This is a genomic window from Cryobacterium sp. Y82, assembly GCF_002929495.1.
GTDB classification, from domain to species: Bacteria; Actinomycetota; Actinomycetes; order Actinomycetales; family Microbacteriaceae; genus Cryobacterium; species Cryobacterium serini.
This window is the reverse complement of the sequence record NZ_PJJJ01000021.1, coordinates 20,741-38,145: the sequence shown is the minus strand read 5'-3', so window position 1 is coordinate 38,145 and position 17,405 is coordinate 20,741. Positions and strand designations below refer to the sequence as shown.

Genomic DNA, 17,405 nt, shown 5'->3' with positions numbered 1-17,405 from the left:
TGCGCCTGCCAACGACCGGGACTGGCCCGAGCTGCGTTAGTTGGTATTGGCGTAGAGCCAGGCGAGCGGGTCGACCTTGGTCCCGGCGATTCCGCCCTGACGAATCTCGAAGTGCAGGTGCGGGCCGGTCGACATCCCGGTGCTGCCGGTCTTGCCGATGACCTGGCCGACCTTGACCACGTCACCTTCCTTGAAGAGCATCGATCCGTGAATCATGTGCGCGTACACGCTGGTGACGAGCTCACCATTGATCATGTGGTCGATCATCATGTGCACGCCGAGGCTGGCTTCGCCGTCTTCGGCATAGCTGACCACACCGTCGGAAATGGCTTGGATCGGTGCGCCGACGCCCGGGTTGAAGTCCTGGCCGCCGTGGTTCACCGAACAGCCGGCGCAATTGCGGTAGCCGATCTGGTCGCCGATATGCACACCAACGGCGAACGGCCACTGAATGGTGCCGTTCGGGTTATTAGTGAAGGTATCTTCCATGCGGATACCGCTGGCCTCTGCAACCTCGGCGATGGTGCTCGACTTGTAGCCGTCACGCACGACGGTGACGGTGTCCCCGCCTGCCAGATCCATGCTCTGCATATTCTCAGTTGTCGGAACACGCTGCGACTCAAGAACGGATGCCTGCACGTCTTGTGACGACAATAACGCCTCGGCGGGAATGGACGTAGCAACGGCCATCAGAGCCACGAACGACATGGCGAGAATCGAAGCGCCTTTGGCCGCACGCTGGCGCATGGTGCTGCCGAGCGGTCGCGGGCGCGTGGTACGTCGGTGCGGCAGCGCCCCGGCGGGAACGAAATCGCGCGCGGGGGCGAACGCTTCACCCGGCTTCTGCTCGATGCGCTGGCGACGTGGTCGCTCACCAGCGGCGTGAATCACCGTCGGGATCGACTGGGTTACGCCGGGAGCCAGCAACTTTTCGTAGTCAGTAGGCTCGGCGTCGGCGACCGGCAGGGCCGCGACAATGCGGTCAGTCACGGTGACCACAACCGGTTCAAGGTCCGGCAGGGCCAGATCGGTTTCAACGACTAGCTCGGCGACAGGGCTGAGCCGCACGAAGTCATCATCGGTCTCGTTAAGCGGTGCCGTATCCGGTAATTCCAACCGAGAGAAAGCAGCCCGCTCGCGCTCGCGAAGCTCCCTGCGAGTAAGCGCTGCTGGCTCGGCCGGGGGAAATACGGTGCTGTCACTCTCACCGGACACGAAGGTGTCCATGGGTGGAATGTGACGTGGCAAAATGCAGCTTTCGGCGTAGAGGACGGGATCTAGTACTCGTTCTGGATAACGCCAAATGACGAAGAATCAGTATAACGAATCGGTTAAGGGTAACGCGTAACCCTGAGAATACCAGAGGAAAGCGACCAATCACACCCAAAAGGGGGTAATGGGCATCGTGTCAGCGGACTTCTGCGTCAGACGGGAAGCGCTCGAAGAGCCCGGTGAGTACCGGTTCGAACTGATCGTAAAGGGCCGGAGCGGCGGCGATGAGCAAGTCGCGGCCCTCGGCATCCGCTTGTAGAGCGCCGACCCGCGCACCAGCTTCCCGGGCGATCAGGGCGCCGGCGGCGTGGTCCCACGGATTGAGGCCGCGTTCGAAATAAAGGTCGAGGCGCCCGCAGGCCACCGCGCAGAGGTCGAGTGCGGCCGAACCGATACGACGAATGTCCCGCACCTGGCCGATGAGACCACCCACGACATTAGCCTGCCACACCCGCCGGGCCGCCTCGTAGCTGAAGCCCGTGCCGGCCAGGGCGAACGAGAGTGGAACGTCGTGATTCACGTGCAAGCGCTGGTCGCCCAGCCAGGCGCCCGAGCCCTCCGACGCGGTGAACACCTCGCGGAGGGCGGGGTTGACGACCGCGCCGGCGAGGGAGTTCCAGCTGGCCGGGTCGGGGTCACCCTGCACGACGGCGATACTAACGGCGTAGAACGGGATGCCGTAGAGGTAGTTGACGGTGCCGTCGATGGGGTCGACCACCCAGGTGAGCCCGCTGCTACCCCCGGATGCGTCGGATTCTTCGCCATAAAACCCGTCGTTCGGCCGGGCGTCTGCGAGCAGGCCGCGAATGAGTAACTCGACCTCGCGGTCGGCCGCGGTGACGATGTCTTCGGGTGACGACTTCGAGGCGGCAATCTCGACCCCTTCCGTGCGACGCCGGCAGGCGAGCGCCCCGGCGGTGAGGGCGACGGTGCGTGCAAGGTCGAGCAGCTCGGTCGGGGCGGGATGTGTCATACCCTCACGCTACAGGCAGCTCGTTAAACCTAAACAGGCAGGCCCGGAGGCCTGCCTGTTTAACGCTGGTGGCGAGTGCGAGGTTCGAACTCACGAAGGCTACGCCGTCTGATTTACAGTCAGATCCCTTTGGCCGCTTGGGTAACTCGCCAGGCGCTCCCGACCAGGTGTAATCACTTGACCGGAGACGCGGGTTAACAATACAAGACGAAGCGCCTCACCGAGAAATCAGCGGATGCGGATCTTCGTAATGGGGCACATCCGCTACCCGGCGGGCGGCCCTCCCGTGCCAGTCGGCGGGGTGCGCGTCTCGGTCGACGCGTCGACGCCGAGGCCGGAGACTCCTTCGATGCCGGCGTTATCCGCGACCTTGCGATTATTGATGCCCGAGACCGTAAGGAGCGTCCGGGTGAGGGGTCCAATCGCGTACTTTTTGCACTATCGCTGGTCGGATATCATTGGGGAATGGCAGATTCAACGTTCGACATCGTCAGCAAGGTCGACCCGATGGAGGTCGACAACGCCCTCAACCAGGCGCACAAGGAAGTCGCCCAGCGCTACGACTTCAAGAACGTGGGAGCTTCGATCGCAATGAGCGGCGAGAAGGTGCTCATGAAAGCCAACACTGAGGAACGCGTCAAGGCGATCCTCGAAGTGTTCGAGGCCAAGCTGATCAAGCGCGGCATCTCACTGCGCAGCCTCGACGCCGGCGAACCGTTCGCCTCCGGCAAGGAGTACCGCATCGAGACGAGCATGAAGGCCGGCATCGACCAGGAGAACGCGAAGAAGATCAGCAAGATCATTCGCGACGAGGGCCCAAAGGGCGTCAAAAGCCAGATTCAGGGTGACGAACTGCGGGTCAGCTCCAAGAGCCGCGATGATCTGCAGGCCGTGATGGCGCTACTCAAGGGCAAGGACCTCGACGTAGCCTTGCAGTTCACCAACTTCCGCTAGCCCCCGGCTACTCGGCGCGGGAGACCGCCACCATTTCGTCGCGGTCGACGACCTTGATGCGGATGCGGCCAGCGGCCTCGCCTAGCGCGAGTTCGTGCTGGTCGAGGTTGTGCCAACCGTCGAGACCGGTGTACTTCACGCCGCGCGCATCGAGCAAGTGCACGATGCTCTCCTCCGCCGGCGACTCGGGGCGCCACCAGTTACCGAGGTCATTGATCAGGTGGCGAATGGTTTCCATCGCATCACTCTTGGTGTGGCCAATCAGGCCGACCGGCCCTCGCTTGATCCAGCCGGTCGCGTAGACGCCGTACATTTGCTGGTTGAAAAGCCCGCCGGTACCGGCCGACGGGTCACGGCGCAGCACCTGGCCCTCACGGTTCGGAATGACGCCGCGCTTCTTGTCAAACGGCACGTCCGGCAACTCCGACCCGAAGTATCCGACCGCCCGGTAAACGGCCTGCACCGGGATCTCACGAATTTCGCCGGTGCCGACGACGCCGCCGGCGCCATCCGTTGTAGTGCGTTCCCAGCGGAACGCACCGACCCTGCCGGTCCCGTCGTCAACCAACTCGACCGGCTTGGCGAAGAAGTGCATGTGCAGACGGCGGCTGGCGGTGCCGGTCTCTCGGGCGCGCCACTGGTTCAGCGTCTTATCGATCACGAAGACCTGCTTATTGCTCGTGACAGCGGCCTGAGCGGCCTCGTCGTACTCAAAGTCCTCGTCGTAGACGATCATGTCTACATCATTCAGCTCGCCCACCTCACGCAGTTCCAGCGGCGTGAATTTAACGGATGTCGGCCCGCGCCGCCCAAATACGTGCACGTCGGTCACCGGTGACCCATTCAATCCGTCATACACGTTGCTGGGAATCTCCGTCGGCAACAGGTCATCTGCGTGCTTGATGAGCATGCGCGAAACGTCGAGGGCCACATTGCCGTTGCCGATAACGGCGATCTCGCGCGCGTCGAGCGGCCAGGTGCGCGCCACATCGGGATGGCCGTCGAACCAGCTCACGAAGTCGGCGGCGCCGTATGAACCCTTCAGGGATGCGCCCGGAATATTGAGGTCGGCATCCTGAACGGCGCCGGTCGCGAAGATGACCGCGTTGTAGTGCTTCTTGAGGTCGTCGAGGGTGATGTCCACACCGAAACGCACGTTGCCGAACACGCGAATATCACCACTGTCGAGCACGCCCCGCAGCGCAGTGACAATGCCCTTGATGCGGGGGTGGTCGGGGGCGACGCCGTAGCGCACGAGGCCATACGGCGCCGGCAGGTGGTCGAACAGGTCGATCGAGACCTCAAAATTGCGCTCGGCCTTCAGCAGAATATCGGCGGCATAGATGCCCGCCGGTCCTGCGCCGACGATGGCCAGTCTTAATTTGGTCACGGAAGATTCCTTACTGCGCGGGCACGCCGAGCCAAAGCCCAGGTGCACCTTCAAATAGGGTCTAGCTGGAGCGCTCGACGATGGACTCGGCGAATCGGGTGAGGGCTTTCTTGACCGAACCGTTCGGAAGCGGTTTCAGGGCAGCGACGGCGTCGCGCGCCCAGCCGTGCGCCTCGGCCAGGGTCTCGGACGTGACGGCATGCTCGCGCAGCGCCGTGATCGCCGCGTCCGCGTCCGCGCCCTGTTCAGCACCGGCCGTCATCACGTCACGTTCCAGCCGCCCCAGCAGATCAGCGGATGGCCCATCGCTTGCGGCACGTTCCCGCAATCGAAGCAGCGGAAGCGTGACCACGCCGGCGCGCAAGTCCGTTCCGGGCACTTTGCCCGTCTCCTGCGGCTGCGGTGACAGATCGAGCACATCGTCGATGAGCTGAAAGGCGACGCCGATCTTCTCACCGAAGTCCACGACCGGCTGCTCGTACTCGGCCGGGGCGTTGGAGAACACCACACCACCCTGGGCGGCCGCGGCGATGAGCGAACCGGTCTTTCCCGCGAGCACCTGAATATAGTGCGTGACCGGGTCTTCACCGGCGCGCGGGCCCACCGTCTCCTGAAACTGACCGAGCACGAGGCGCTCGAACGTGGTCGCCTGCAGTTTGATGGCGCGTTCGCCGAGCCGGGCCATCAGCTGGCTGGCACGAGCGAACAGTAGGTCACCCGTGAGAATGGCGATGGAGTTGCCCCACACGGTTTGCGCGCTCGGCACGCCACGGCGCTTGTCCGCGTCGTCCATGACGTCGTCGTGATAAAGCGAGGCCAAGTGGGTCAGTTCGATGGCTGTGGCCGCGGTGACAACATCGGGCACGACGCCCCCGCCCAGGTGCGCCGTAAGCAGCGCGAGCATGGGACGCACTCGTTTTCCACCGGCGTTGAGCAGGTAGCGGCTGGTGACGGTGGCGATTTCGTTGGCGTAGACGAGCTCATCGATGAGCGCCGCTTCGACCTTTTCGATGCCGGCGTCGATGTTGGCCGCCAAGCCGCGGTCGGCGGAAGTCGAGAAAATACGTTCGCCGAGGCCCACCTGGCTGGTCACCGACGCGGTGCGTCGAATCACGGGGACTCTGGATTTCACGTAAATCAGCCTATCGAGTTGGTCAGGGCTTGGTTCCGCGGTGAAGAGCCACGATGCCGAGTGTGAGGTTGCGGTAGGCGACGGCAGAATATCCGGCCGAGCGCAGCCATCCACTGAGCACCCGTTGGGTCGGCCAGGCCGCGATGGACTCGCCGAGGTAGTCATAGGCTTCAGCGTTGGAAGACGCGAGGCGTACGACGCGCGGCATGACGTGGTTGAGATAGGCAAAGTAGCTCTGGCGAACCAGCGTCAGCGGCGGGGTCGAGAACTCGCAGATGACGACGCGCCCGCCGGGCTTGGTCACGCGGTAAAACTCGGCCAAGGCCTTCTTCGGCTCGACGACGTTGCGCAGTCCAAACGAGATGGTGACGGCATCGAACTCGTTGTCTTTGAAAGGCAGCGCGGTAGCATCGGCCTGGACGAACTCGATGTGCTCATTGTGGGCGTGGCGAGCCCGACCGACTTCGATCATGCCGGCCGAGAAGTCGGCGGCGACAACGTAGGCTCCGCTGTGGGCCAGAGCGGCGCTCGAGGTGCCGGTGCCGGCCGCGATGTCGAGAATGCGTTCGCCCGGTTGCGGGTTGACTGCCGTGGTGGTGGCGATGCGCCAGAGCGACGCGTTGCCGACCGACAGCAGCGCGTTCGTGCGGTCATAGTGCGCGGCGACCTCGTCGAACATGGCAGCCACCTGCGCGGGCCGTTTGTTCAGGTCTGCTCTATTCACCCCATCATTCTAGGATGAATAGGTCTGCCGAAACTGCACGGTTGCCGGGCCCAGATTCGCGTGGGCGCAGTGGCGCGGGCGTAGGCTACAGAAGTGAATGTGCAGGCCTTGACGGTCGAAACCTCCCCGATAGCCGATATCCACCAACTGATCCTGCTGCTCGATGGCCGCACGCCACTGCTCTGGATGCGTCGCAACCAAGGCTTGGCTGGCATCGGCTGCGCGCTGCGGCTCGAGTTTTCCGGACCGACCCGCATGACGGATGCCGCGGCCGCCTGGAAACAGGTCGTCGCCTTGGCCACCGTGACAGACCCGCTCGCCCGCACGGGTACCGGGCTCCTCGCCTTCGGCGCCTTTACCTTCGATGAGACGTCGGCCCAGACAAGCGTGCTCATCGTTCCCGAGATCATCGTCGGCCGCGAAGACGGCCAATGCTGGGTGACGCGCATCTGGGAGACCGGCCAGAACACCCCCGAGAACCCGCTGACGCTGCGTCCGCTCGGCGACGAGTACCGCATCGCCCTCCTGCCCGGAGCCCTGCCGCCGGATGCCTTCCGCAACGCAGTCAGCTCCGGCATCGACAGTATTCGAGCTCAGCACATCAACAAGGTCGTGCTCGCTCGCGATTTGGTTGGGCGGGTGCCGGCGGAGTCCGACCTGCGCCGCGCCATCACCACACTCGCGCTTGGCTACCCGGACTGCTGGACCTACGCCGTCGACGGCCTCATTGGGTCGAGCCCGGAAACTCTTATTCGCGCCGACCACGGTTCGGTCAACGCCCGCGTGCTGGCCGGCACGATCTCTCGCGGAGCGGATGCCGAGGACGATCGCGAGGCGGCCCTCACCCTGGCCACGTCATCGAAAGACGGCGACGAACACGAATTTGCCGTGCAGAGCGTGCTCAAGTCACTACGCCCGCACACCTCGGTGCTCGCGACGAGCGAAATTCCGTTCACGGTGAAACTCCCAAACCTCTGGCATCTCGCGACCGATCTGGAAGGTACCCTGAGCGACGGGTCGACGTCTCTTGACCTGATTGCAGCGCTGCACCCGACTGCTGCGGTCGCCGGAACACCGACCGACGCGGCTCTGGCGCTGATTCGCGAACTCGAACCGTTCGACCGTGGCCGCTACGCCGGGCCGGTCGGCTGGGTGGGCGCCGACGGCGACGGCGAGTGGGCGATTGCGCTGCGCTGCGCGCAGGTAGTGCCCGCCGGAGGTATCACCGCGTACGCTGGCTGCGGCATCGTGCTGGACTCCGACCCCGACCGCGAGCTCGCCGAGACCAAAATGAAGTTCCGCCCCATCGTAGAAGCCTTCGGCTGATTCTTTGGGGCTACTTCCAGCGCCAGGAGTCGATGGCGGCGGCGATGATTTCTTCCCCGTTGTCTTCGGGAATGACGAAGGAGATTACGAAGAACTTCACCGGCTCCCCGGCTGACTGGTAGGTATCCGGTGCGAAGACGGTGAGGAACGCCTTGGTGCGGGTGTTCTCGGCGTTACTGATCATGCGGGTGAGGTTGGCGTCGACGCCGCCGAGGGTTACGGCCTCTTTCAGGCTCGTGACCTCGCCGGCCTCGGGAAAGTAGCTCTGGTTCAGGAAGTCGACCATATCGTCGAGGCTGCCGCCGGGAACCCATTCGTCTGTGCTGGCCACCGCCACCGGTTCCACCAGTACGCTGCCGAGGACGCTGCCCACGCCCGTCTTGTGAATGACACCGTCGGCGTCACGTTCACCCCACAGTTCCAGGGTAGTGATGCACCCATCCGTCTTCTCAGCGGATTGGTTGTTGAGGTAATCGCCCGGCCCATTGAAGGAAAAGCAGGGCGTAATGACGGGCTGGGCATTGGTGAAAACAGCCGTGCCGATTCCCGAATTGACCAGCGCGACGACGATCACAATGGTAACGAGCACATTGGCCAGCACGGCCAGGGATGATGCGACCAGTCCCGTGAGCCCGAACGATCTGCCGTCCGGCCTGCGCATCGCGAGGATTCCGAGGATGATCCCTGAAACTCCCAGCAATAGTCCCAGAATCGGAATCCAGCCGAGGACGAAGGCGCTGATGCCCACGACGAGGGCCGCGAGAACGATGCGGCTGCGACGAGTCGACGGGTTCGACGGGAGGGCTTGTCCGGGTGCGTGCTCGGGTGCGTGCTCGGGGAGGCCGCCGGTCTGCGAGTTGTCCTGGGGCGAATCGGTCATCTGAGCCTCCCGGCATCCGTGTGTCTTAAACGGTATCAAGCCGCCCGCCTGAGCATCCGCTCCCCACAAATCTGTGGATAACTCGCATCCATCACTTCTTGCGAAACCGGGTGAACGGTTGTTTCACGAGTGCTGAGGCAACCGGTTGACCCGCTTTCGCGGGCAAGACCGGCGCCCGGCTAACGGACCAGGGGAACCTCGAGGATCGTGGGGCGGGTCGGCGCACCGGTGAGCGCCCGCTCCAAGTCACTTCGGGTCGCGGCGAGCTCGTAATTCCATCCGTAGGCAGCAGCGAGCGCCTTCAGGTCGACCCTGCGCGGGGTGAACAAGACCCGCTCCATCGCGGCGGCCGAAGCCGTGGCTGCGACCTCCAGGCCGTCGAAGATGCTGCCGCCACCGTCAACGCCGACGATGACCTGCAGCCGCGGCTCCGGCTCGCCCGGTGCGAGCAGCAACGAACCGACATCGTGCAGAAATGTAAGGTCGCCCATCAGAACCCGGGTCACGCCGACTGAACGCGGCTCCGGCTCGGACTGACTGGCCAGCGCCACCCCGAGCGCCGTGGAAATGGTGCCGTCGATACCGGCCAGTCCACGGTTGGACAGCACGGTGATCTTCTTGCCAGGGACCCGCTTATCGGCCTCACGGATCAGCCGGGACGCGCCGAGTACGAGCCGGTCATGCGGCCACGATGCACGCCAGACCGCGTCGACGAGCAGCGTCCGCGTTAGCGGCGCTCGCAGAACTGCCAATTCAGCACGCGTTATGCCGCGTTTATCGATCGGTGCTCGGCCTTCATCAGCGGCGGTCTCGGCGAGAGCCCTGCTGGTCATGACCCAACGGCCCAGCCATTCCCGAGCCGTTGGCGTGCGGGCAGCCACCAGACACTCTGCATCCGCGCCGATCGATCGGGTGAACGCGCTGGCAGCATGGGCCGGGTTGTACCATTCCAGTCCGGTCGCTGCGACAATGATGGTCTCGACGCCGTCACGGGCAATGAGGGCCGGAATCTCCCGACTGAGGGTGGGATGACCAAACACGACCACCCGTTCCACCTCGCCGCCGAGATCTACGGCAGCGAGTAGTTCGCGGTAGTGCACGATCAAATTCGGGCCAAACCGAGCGCCGCTCGACACTTCGGCCATCAACGGCCAGCCGCCGGCGCGGGCCAGCTCTTCGGCCTCAGGTCCGGCACCATCACCGGCCACGACGACCGTACGCGGTCCCGGAGCAAGGAGCGTGGCCGGACCGTCACTTGACGTAGACGGGGCTGAGCGCATGGATCGTGCCGCCACGGAAGGGCGCACCGGCCGCGCAGCCGACAGCGGCTCGCGAAAGGCCAGGTTGAGTTGTGCCGGGCCGGGAGCCGCGGTGAAAACGCCGGTCGCAGCATCCATTGCCTGCCGTGCCAGAAGGGCGGCAATGCCCTCTTCATCGGGCTCACCAACCGGCGCCGGAACGTCGAGGCAGAGCCGGGTGGCAACGCCAAACAGTCCGGACTGCACGGTGGTTTGGTTCGAGCGGATGCCGCGCAGCTCGGCGGGGCGGTCGGCCGTTAGCAGGATCATGGGCACCCCGGCATGGTGCGCTTCGAGCACGGCCGGGTGCAGGTTAGCGACGGCAGTGCCCGACGTCACCACGACGAGCGCTGGTAGACCGGTTTCGAGGGCGAGGCCCACGCTGAGAAAGCCGGCACTGCGTTCATCTGTACGCACGTGTAAGCGGATGCTTCCGGCCTGTTCCAGCTCCGCCGCCGCCAAGGCGAGCGCTTGCGAGCGTGCTCCCGGACAAAGCACCAGATCACGAACGCCCCGCCGGATGAATTCGTTCAGGAGCGCGATGCTGAAATCGGTCGCCGGGCTGCTATTGACTCGTTCAGGCATCCCGACGGCCAGGCTGCTCGCCTTCACCCGGTTCGTTCTTCTTTTTCTTCTTCGTCGTCTCCCCGGGAGCTGGGTCGTTCTTGTCGAGGTCCGCGAGATCTTGTTCCATACGACGAATGCGTTCCTGCTGATCTTTTTCGTTGAAGGGACGGTTCTGGCCGATGTCGGAGTTCGCGTTGCCGCCGTTCACGCCGCCGCCGTTCAGCCCTCGCAGGAAGTCAAGATCGTCATCGGGCGCAACCGCACGAAAGGACCGAGTGGTGGGACTGGAGCGCCCATGGCCGACGAGCAGCCACAGCAACGGGCCGATTAGCGGCACGAGAACGATAACGAAAATCCAGACCCAGCGCGGCAATCCGCGAATGCGTTTGCGGTCGAATACGGCACAGTCCACAAGGGTGTAGACGGTGAGGATGACGAGGGCCAGTCCTAGTCCGATCAAGAGCTTGGGCATACCTCGATTGTAAGGCGCTTGCCCGTGAGAGACATGTGCGCCTACCCAGCCGCGGCATTCTAAGCTGGATCTATGAAATTCGTGCCCTCTTGGCTGTACTACTCCGTGTTGCGCGTCTTAATGTTTGTCATACCGCTGGCAATTCTGCTGTCCCTGGGGTTGTGGCCGTGGGCGTCCGCGGTGATCGCCGCGTTGGTCGGCCTGTGCCTGTCCTATCTTCTGCTGGGCAAGTCCCGCGAGAGTGTTGCCCGGGAGCTTTATCACGCGCGGCACCCCGACAAGCAGACGATCAACCCGGATTCCGAGATCGAGGACTCGCTGATGAATGCCCAGGAGCACACGAAGTCAGAACGCGAAAGCAAGTCCCAGTAGCAGGCCGTAGGCCAGCGCCGCGAGGCTCGTCAGCTTGAGGGCGAGGATGAGTTCTTTCGCCGACGTGGCGGTGATCGTGATGAGGCAGGCCGGCAGGGCCAGCAGCAGCACGAAGAACGTGAAGATTCCGAGCGGATAGACCAGGCTGAAAAGACCCGCGATCACGAACGGCAGCAATAAGAAGATGCAGAAGACGACCCGGGAGGCCGTGCTTCCGATTCGCACCGCGAGGGTGCGCTTACCGGCGGCCTTGTCTGGCACGATGTCACGCAGGTTGTTGACCATGAGCACGGCACAGGCGATCAACCCCATCGCGATACCACCGAGAACGCTCTCGGTGATGAAGTCGCCGACCTGCACATAGGTCGTGCCGGCAGTGGCTACGAGACCAAAGAACACGAACACGAACACTTCACCGAGGCCCAGGTAGCCGTAGGGCTTCTTACCGCCGGTATAGAACCATGCTGCAGCGAGGGCCACAACGCCAACGATCAACAGCCACCAATGCTGGGTCAGAATGACCAGCGTGATGCCAGCCACGGCAGCGAGACTAAAGAAGGTCAGGGCCACGCGCAGCACGGTGCGCGGGTTGGCGACGCCGCCGCCGGTGAGCCGAGCTGGTCCGACCCGGAAGGCGTCAGTGCCTCGAATACCGTCGGAATAGTCATTGGCATAGTTGACGCCGATCTGCAAAAACAGCGCCACGGCAAGTGCGAGCGATGCGCGCACCGGATGGTAAACGCCGGGTCCACTCGCCACGATCGCGGCGCCGGTACCGAGCAGTACCGGAGCAATGGCGAGCGGCAGAGTGCGCAGCCGTGCACCCGACACCCAGTCGGAGGCCGTAGCTGGCTTGACCCTGGCCGGTCCCTTGCGGGGCGGTCCGGACTTATACGCCGGGTGGCCGGACTTGCCGCTGCGGCCAACCGCGCCACCCGCCGTGCCACTGGCATCAGCGCCCGCCAGCTTCGCCTTAGGATTCAATCGTTGTTGTTTGGGCCTGACCGGCCGAGCTCCTTGTGCCACGCCCCCATATTAGTGGCCAGCGCAGCACTGCCCAGCGCGGTACCGGCCAGCGCGCGCCGGTCGGGCTTTCCCGAAGCCAGCAGCGGAATCGCCTCCACCCGCACGACGCGTGCAGGTCGGGCCGCACGTCCCAGCACCGCCACAACGGCTGCGGTCACTGCGGAAAAGTCCGCAGTGTCGCCCCCGACCACCACGACCGGCACCTGCCCCCACTCGTCGTCATCGGCACCGATCACGACAGCCTGTTCGAAACCGGAGCAGGATCGCACGATGCCTTCGACGGCGTCGAGCGAGACCTTTTCGCCGCCGGAGATGATCACGTTGTCGGCACGACCCAGCACCGTGACCCGGCCATCGACCGGGTCCACCTCACCGAGATCCCCGGTGCGATACCAGCGCACACCGTGCTCGAGGATGAAGCGCTCGGCCGTGAGTGCGGCATCGCCGAGGTACCCTTCCGCGAGCACGGCGCCAGAAAGCTCCAGCTGCCCGTCAACTACCCGCACAAGGGTGTCACCAATCGGAACACCGTTGTAAATACAGCCGCCAGCGGTCTCCGACGACCCGTAGGTGCGCACGACTCGCACGTCGAGTTCAGCCGCCCGAGCAATGAGATCGGGCCTGATCGCCTGCCCGCCCACCAAAATCGCGGTGAAGCGACGCAGCACGGCCAGCAGGGCAGGGTCATCCGCCGCGTCGAGCAGACGGGCCAACTGCACCGGCACCAGCGCGGTGTAGCGCAGCGACTCGGTCATGGTCTCGGCCAGCCGAAGAAAGTCCTGGGGATCGAAGCGGCCAGATGGCAGCATCAGCGGGGTGGTTTCGGCGGCGATCGACCGCACGAGTACCTGCACCCCGGCGATGTAGTGCAGGGGCAGAGCGAGCAGCCATTGTCCGGCCCCGCCGAGGGCGACGGTCGAGGCCGCAGCGCCGGCCAGCAGGGCGTTGGTGGCGAGCATGACCCGTTTCGGCGTGCCCGTCGACCCTGAGGTTTCGATCACGACCGCGACCCGTTTCGGCACGTCTTTGAGCATCCCGTCACGGTGTATCGGCACCGGTAACAGCGCCGGTCCACTGCCCGCGAGCGCATCCCGCAACGCGGCGAGAACGGCGGGCGGATGCTCAGGCGTGAGAGTCCGCAGTGGCCTCACCACGGTCCTGCTGCGTCAGAACAGCCTCCTGCGGAGGGGTCGCACACCTGTTCACTCATGGTGTCAGCCTACGCGGCGCCAGCATCGACTTTTTGAATTTTCCAACCCGTAAGATTAGGGGTTGAGAAGACGAAAAAACCTCAGGTAATGTGAATCGAGCAAGAAGTCAACCCCTTGTCGTCCACCCCGTTCGAGGGGTGGACTAATGACTTGGAAAGTACGGGGAGGTCGTCATGAACATCACACACGGCATGAAACGCAAATGCGAGGGCTCACAACCATGACCACCACCGTTCAGGCGCCTCGCCGAACAGTCTCGCCGGGCACATACACCGCCGCATCAACGGATGCCTTTGGCGACTACCTGCGGCGCATCGGCAAGGGGACTCTGCTCAACGCCGAGCAGGAAGTCGACCTGGCACGCCGCATCGAGGTCGGGCTATTTGCTGAGGCCAGGTTGCTGCAGGGCGACAGCGCCGGCACTCGCGACTCGGTCTACGAGCGCGAACTGGCCTGGCTTGCGCATGACGGGCGCCGCGCCAAGAATCAGTTCATTGAGGCCAACCTGCGTCTGGTCGTTAGCATTGCCAAGCATTACTCCGGCCGCGGAGTGCCCATCATGGACCTCGTGCAGGACGGCAACATGGGGCTCGTTCGTGCCGTTGAGAAGTACGACTTCATGACCGGCTACAAATTCTCCACCTACGCCACTTGGTGGATCCGCCAGGCAATCCACCGCGGCATGGCCGACAAGTCCCGCATGATCCGTATCCCGGTGCACACCGCCGAAAAGCTTAACAAGATCAAACGCATCCGGCGCGACCTGACCAGCGTTCTCGACCGTGACCCCACGGCACGTGAAATTGGCGAAGCCGCCCAGCTTCCCGTGCGCGACGTGTTGCGCTTACTGCAATACGACAATGAACCGATCTCCCTGCACACGCCGGTCGGTGACGGCGCAGGCGATATGGCCGAACTGATTATTGATGATGACCTCCCCCAGCCTGACGAACACGCCACGCTGACGCTGCGAGCGGCAGACATCCGCTACTTCCTCGACACGCTGCCGCCTCGGGAACGTTCTATTTTGCGAGCCAGGTTTGGCCTCGACGGTAACGAACCGCGCACCCTGGACCAGATCGCCCACATTGAGGGCGTTACCCGAGAGCGCGTGCGCCAAATTGAGAAGCGTGCCCTCGCCCTGCTGCACGTGCCACGGTTGGAACATTATTTGAGGGACTAAACGCCGACAGCATCGAGTGCACGCCAGCAGGAGCGCGACATGGGAAAACTGACCTACGACTCGTCCCTTACCGCGGACTTCGACGATCGCGTGCTCGCCCATATTCAGGTTGTGATCGGCGCCAAGCTGCGGCGCGGGGAATCGTTCTACTTCACTTGGCGGGACGACCCGCAGGCCGGCGATGGACGCAGCACGATCTGGCTCCACCCCGGCATCCCCATCGCCTACAAGTATTTCGGCAGCCGTTCGCCCACGCTCAACCGCGAGTGGATCGAAGCGCTCATGGCGACGGCAAATTCTTCCAGCGGACTGCAGATCATTCCGGAAACCAGCGCCCCGGCCGCACAGTCGGGCACTTTGAAGGACGAGCCTTAAACCATCGGCATCGTCTACGACGCCGAACCGTATACGAGAAGCGGCCGTTTCCGTCTCTGGCCGTCTACCCAGCCGGAGGCTGACACACTGGAATCATGATGCCCTCACTGGATGAGTTACTCGGTTCCGCGCACGTCGTCTCCCTGAACCTGTTCGACCGGTTCCGTGGGTTGGACAGTCGGGAAGCACTGCTGCTGGAAGGCCCAGAGGGCTGGACCGAGTTCTCCCCCTTCGTCGAATACGATGATGCCGAGGCCGCCAACTGGCTCCGAGCCGCCATCGACTTCGGCTGGCAGAGCACGCCGCACCCCCTGCGCACGAGCATTCCGGTCAATGCAACCGTACCGGCCGTGCCGGCGGGCAAGGTCGCCAAGGTGCTCGCACGTTTTCCCGGCTGCCGCACGGCAAAGGTGAAGGTCGCCAGCCCGGATCAAACCCTGGCCGACGATGTCGCCCGGGTGGCCGAGGTACGTCGCGTACTCGGTCCGGAAGGTCGCATCCGTATCGATGCGAATGGCCTGTGGAACGTTGATGAAGCCGAACACGCTATCCACGCGCTGAGCGCTTTCGACCTGGAATACGTCGAGCAGCCGTGCATGAGCGTGCCCGACCTCGCCGAGATTCGTCACCGCACCACCTACCTGAGCGTACCGATCGCCGCCGACGAGAGCGTGCGCAAGAGCGGCGACCCGCTCGCCGTGGCCCGGGCCGGCGCCGCCGACATTCTCGTCATCAAGGCCCAGCCGCTTGGCGGCATCCGAGCCGCACTGTCGATCATTGGCCAGACGGGGCTGCCGGTCGTAGTCTCCAGCGCTCTCGACACGTCGATCGGGCTATCGATGGGCGCGCACCTCGCGGCATCCGTTCCGGGATTGTACTTCGACTGCGGCCTCGGCACCGCCTCGCTACTCGCCGAGGATGTCACGGGAGAGCCGCTGCTGCCGATAGCCGGTGCCATTCCGGTGCGCCGGGTCGTGCCGGATGCGGCCCTGCTCGACCAGCACGCGGCCAGCCCCGAACGTCGAGACTGGTGGCTCGCTCGTCTCGCGCGTACGCACGCGCTTGTCGCCGCCGAGTAACCCGAAATCGATCCCGGGAGCGGGTGTTTCGTTGCTTCAATCCGGTTGAAGCAACCAGACACCCGCTTTCGCGTGAGTCGGGTTAGAGAGAGAGACCCGAGTAGGCGTGCAGGCCCTTGAAGAACACGTTGACAATGCCGAAGTTGAACATGACGGCGGAAAATCCAATGATCGACAGCCAGGCCGAGCGTGATCCGCGCCAGCCACGGGTTGCGCGAGCGTGGATGTAGCCGGCATAGATGACCCAGATAATGAAGGTCCACACCTCTTTGGTGTCCCAGCCCCAGTAACGCCCCCAGGCCTGTTCGGCCCAGATCGAGCCGGCCATGAGGGTGAAGGTCCACAGGATGAAGCCGATGATGTTGATGCGGTAGGCCAGGTTCTCCAGTGTCGCCGACGATGGCAAGGTCGACAGAAAACGCAGGCGCCGACCGGATGCCACGGCCGAGCGCCCAGCGGCGGCGTCCTCCCGCACCCTGTTTTCGCGCCGAAACTGCAGCACTTGCACGGTCGACAGCGCGAAGCCGAGCGCGAACATCCCGGTGGCCAACGACGCCACGAATACGTGGATGACCAGCCAGGCCGACTGCAGTGCCGGCGGCAGGGGGGCAACCTCCACATAAAACTGCAGGGACGCCACGCCGAGCAGCACCAGCACGAGGCCCGTGACGAAGGTACCGAGAAAACGCAAGTCGGAGCGGATCAGCACGATGAGGAACACCGTCATAATGAGCAGCGTGCCCGTCAGCGCGAACTCGTACATGTTCGCCCACGGCACCCGGTCGGCCGCGAAGCCGCGCATGATGGTAGCCGCGAGGTGCAACGCCCAGGCCAGTACGGTGAGGGCAACTCCCACGCGCAGGCTCGACGAGCGGCCGTACGGCAACGCCGCGTCGTCGTCCATACGGGCGCTGATGCGCGACAGTACGGGTCGCTTCACGGCCGGCCGTTCGAGGGTGCTGGTGCGGCCGGCGGCTACTACTCTGCCCACGGAAGCAGCGGCATCCACTTCAGTCAGGTCGGATTCCATCGCACTCACGGCGCTTGAACGACGCGCGAGGTCGACTGCGAAAGCGATGAAAGCAAAGGCGTAGATGGCCATCGCCGAGTACAGCGCGTAGAGCGAGTATGAGTTGAGCAGTGCGGTGTCAGTCAGATTCACGATGTAAGC

17 protein-coding genes and 1 tRNA gene are annotated in these 17,405 nt (G+C 64.1%); 6 read left to right on the top strand and 12 right to left on the bottom strand.

The window, feature by feature from the left end:
• Positions 1-36 precede the first annotated feature (36 nt).
• The 3 genes from CXY70_RS18540 to CXY70_RS02035 all read right to left on the bottom strand — a co-directional run bounded on the left by CXY70_RS18540 (position 37) and on the right by CXY70_RS02035 (position 2,396).
• Complete coding sequence (locus CXY70_RS18540; protein WP_146066029.1) at positions 37-1,227, bottom strand: M23 family metallopeptidase; 1,191 nt, start codon at positions 1,225-1,227, stop codon at positions 37-39.
• Positions 1,228-1,408: 181 nt separating this feature from the next.
• Entirely contained in the window at positions 1,409-2,245 is an 837-nt protein-coding gene (locus CXY70_RS02040) for an inositol monophosphatase family protein (protein WP_104190728.1), read from the bottom strand.
• 66 nt (positions 2,246-2,311) lie between these two features.
• Positions 2,312-2,396: transfer RNA gene (locus tag CXY70_RS02035), tRNA-Tyr, on the bottom strand.
• 314 nt (positions 2,397-2,710) lie between these two features.
• Here CXY70_RS02035 and CXY70_RS02030 point away from each other — a divergent pair.
• A complete protein-coding gene (locus tag CXY70_RS02030; protein WP_092106423.1) occupies positions 2,711-3,199 on the top strand; it encodes a YajQ family cyclic di-GMP-binding protein in 489 nt (162 codons plus the stop codon).
• A 7-nt stretch (positions 3,200-3,206) separates the two neighbouring features.
• Here CXY70_RS02030 and CXY70_RS02025 read toward each other — a convergent pair whose 3' ends face one another.
• From CXY70_RS02025 to ubiE, 3 genes are all read right to left on the bottom strand, one after another.
• A complete protein-coding gene (locus CXY70_RS02025; RefSeq protein ID WP_104190727.1) occupies positions 3,207-4,589 on the bottom strand; it encodes an FAD-dependent oxidoreductase in 1,383 nt (460 codons plus the stop codon).
• Between the two features lie 61 nt (positions 4,590-4,650).
• A complete protein-coding gene (locus CXY70_RS02020; RefSeq protein ID WP_104190726.1) occupies positions 4,651-5,721 on the bottom strand; it encodes a polyprenyl synthetase family protein in 1,071 nt (356 codons plus the stop codon).
• Positions 5,722-5,743: 22 nt separating this feature from the next.
• A complete protein-coding gene (gene ubiE / locus CXY70_RS02015; RefSeq protein WP_104190725.1) occupies positions 5,744-6,445 on the bottom strand; it encodes a bifunctional demethylmenaquinone methyltransferase/2-methoxy-6-polyprenyl-1,4-benzoquinol methylase UbiE in 702 nt (233 codons plus the stop codon).
• 93 nt (positions 6,446-6,538) lie between these two features.
• Here ubiE and CXY70_RS02010 point away from each other — a divergent pair, with 93 nt between their 5' ends.
• The gene (locus CXY70_RS02010; protein WP_233205688.1) at positions 6,539-7,771 is read left to right on the top strand and encodes an isochorismate synthase MenF; all 1,233 of its coding nucleotides are present in this window, start codon (positions 6,539-6,541) and stop codon (positions 7,769-7,771) included.
• Positions 7,772-7,781: 10 nt separating this feature from the next.
• Here CXY70_RS02010 and CXY70_RS02005 read toward each other — a convergent pair whose 3' ends face one another.
• From CXY70_RS02005 to CXY70_RS01995, 3 genes are all read right to left on the bottom strand, one after another.
• The gene (locus CXY70_RS02005; RefSeq protein WP_104190724.1) at positions 7,782-8,651 is read right to left on the bottom strand and encodes a DUF4190 domain-containing protein; all 870 of its coding nucleotides are present in this window, start codon (positions 8,649-8,651) and stop codon (positions 7,782-7,784) included.
• Between the two features lie 179 nt (positions 8,652-8,830).
• Positions 8,831-10,534, bottom strand: a complete 1,704-nt coding sequence (menD, locus tag CXY70_RS02000) for a 2-succinyl-5-enolpyruvyl-6-hydroxy-3-cyclohexene-1-carboxylic-acid synthase (protein WP_104190753.1) — start codon at positions 10,532-10,534, stop codon at positions 8,831-8,833.
• The gene (locus CXY70_RS01995) at positions 10,527-10,988 is read right to left on the bottom strand and encodes a PLD nuclease N-terminal domain-containing protein (protein WP_104190723.1); all 462 of its coding nucleotides are present in this window, start codon (positions 10,986-10,988) and stop codon (positions 10,527-10,529) included. The genes menD and CXY70_RS01995 overlap by 8 nt, the downstream gene beginning before the upstream one ends.
• 72 nt (positions 10,989-11,060) lie before the next feature.
• On the opposite strand from CXY70_RS01995, the gene CXY70_RS01990 reads away from it, so the two are divergent.
• Entirely contained in the window at positions 11,061-11,360 is a 300-nt protein-coding gene (locus CXY70_RS01990; protein WP_104190722.1) for a DUF4229 domain-containing protein, read from the top strand.
• On the opposite strand, the gene CXY70_RS01985 is transcribed toward CXY70_RS01990, so the two are convergent.
• Both CXY70_RS01985 and CXY70_RS01980 read right to left on the bottom strand, forming a co-directional pair.
• Complete coding sequence (locus CXY70_RS01985; RefSeq protein WP_104190752.1) at positions 11,334-12,326, bottom strand: 1,4-dihydroxy-2-naphthoate polyprenyltransferase; 993 nt, start codon at positions 12,324-12,326, stop codon at positions 11,334-11,336. The genes CXY70_RS01990 and CXY70_RS01985 overlap by 27 nt on opposite strands.
• A 14-nt stretch (positions 12,327-12,340) precedes the next feature.
• The gene (locus CXY70_RS01980; RefSeq protein ID WP_369851451.1) at positions 12,341-13,537 is read right to left on the bottom strand and encodes an AMP-binding protein; all 1,197 of its coding nucleotides are present in this window, start codon (positions 13,535-13,537) and stop codon (positions 12,341-12,343) included.
• Positions 13,538-13,817: 280 nt separating this feature from the next.
• Between CXY70_RS01980 and CXY70_RS01975 the strand changes: the two genes are divergently transcribed.
• The 3 genes from CXY70_RS01975 to CXY70_RS01965 all read left to right on the top strand — a co-directional run bounded on the left by CXY70_RS01975 (position 13,818) and on the right by CXY70_RS01965 (position 16,234).
• Entirely contained in the window at positions 13,818-14,780 is a 963-nt protein-coding gene (locus CXY70_RS01975; RefSeq protein WP_104190721.1) for an RNA polymerase sigma factor RpoD/SigA, read from the top strand.
• 39 nt (positions 14,781-14,819) lie between these two features.
• Positions 14,820-15,155: an ATP-dependent DNA ligase gene (locus tag CXY70_RS01970; RefSeq protein ID WP_104190720.1), complete on the top strand. Its 336-nt coding sequence runs from the start codon at positions 14,820-14,822 to the stop codon at positions 15,153-15,155.
• 95 nt (positions 15,156-15,250) lie between these two features.
• Positions 15,251-16,234 carry an o-succinylbenzoate synthase gene (locus tag CXY70_RS01965; RefSeq protein WP_199183338.1) on the top strand — a complete coding sequence of 328 codons (984 nt, stop codon included), beginning with the start codon at positions 15,251-15,253 and terminating at the stop codon, positions 16,232-16,234.
• Between the two features lie 82 nt (positions 16,235-16,316).
• On the opposite strand, the gene ccsB is transcribed toward CXY70_RS01965, so the two are convergent.
• Positions 16,317-17,390, bottom strand: a complete 1,074-nt coding sequence (gene ccsB / locus CXY70_RS01960; protein ID WP_369851449.1) for a c-type cytochrome biogenesis protein CcsB — start codon at positions 17,388-17,390, stop codon at positions 16,317-16,319.
• Between the last annotated feature and the right edge of the window lie 15 nt (positions 17,391-17,405).

What these genes read in the sequence shown, in the direction of transcription:
- CXY70_RS18540 (WP_146066029.1), bottom strand. Translation starts at nt 1,227, where the DNA reads ATGGACACCTTCGTGTCCGGTGAGAGTGACAGCACCGTATTTCCCCCG.
- CXY70_RS02040 (WP_104190728.1), bottom strand. Translation starts at nt 2,245, where the DNA reads ATGACACATCCCGCCCCGACCGAGCTGCTCGACCTTGCACGCACCGTC.
- CXY70_RS02030 (WP_092106423.1), top strand. Translation starts at nt 2,711, where the DNA reads ATGGCAGATTCAACGTTCGACATCGTCAGCAAGGTCGACCCGATGGAG.
- CXY70_RS02005 (WP_104190724.1), bottom strand. Translation starts at nt 8,651, where the DNA reads ATGACCGATTCGCCCCAGGACAACTCGCAGACCGGCGGCCTCCCCGAG.
- menD (WP_104190753.1), bottom strand. Translation starts at nt 10,534, where the DNA reads ATGCCTGAACGAGTCAATAGCAGCCCGGCGACCGATTTCAGCATCGCG.
- CXY70_RS01995 (WP_104190723.1), bottom strand. Translation starts at nt 10,988, where the DNA reads ATGCCCAAGCTCTTGATCGGACTAGGACTGGCCCTCGTCATCCTCACC.
- CXY70_RS01990 (WP_104190722.1), top strand. Translation starts at nt 11,061, where the DNA reads ATGAAATTCGTGCCCTCTTGGCTGTACTACTCCGTGTTGCGCGTCTTA.
- CXY70_RS01975 (WP_104190721.1), top strand. Translation starts at nt 13,818, where the DNA reads ATGACCACCACCGTTCAGGCGCCTCGCCGAACAGTCTCGCCGGGCACA.
- CXY70_RS01970 (WP_104190720.1), top strand. Translation starts at nt 14,820, where the DNA reads ATGGGAAAACTGACCTACGACTCGTCCCTTACCGCGGACTTCGACGAT.
- CXY70_RS01965 (WP_199183338.1), top strand. Translation starts at nt 15,251, where the DNA reads ATGATGCCCTCACTGGATGAGTTACTCGGTTCCGCGCACGTCGTCTCC.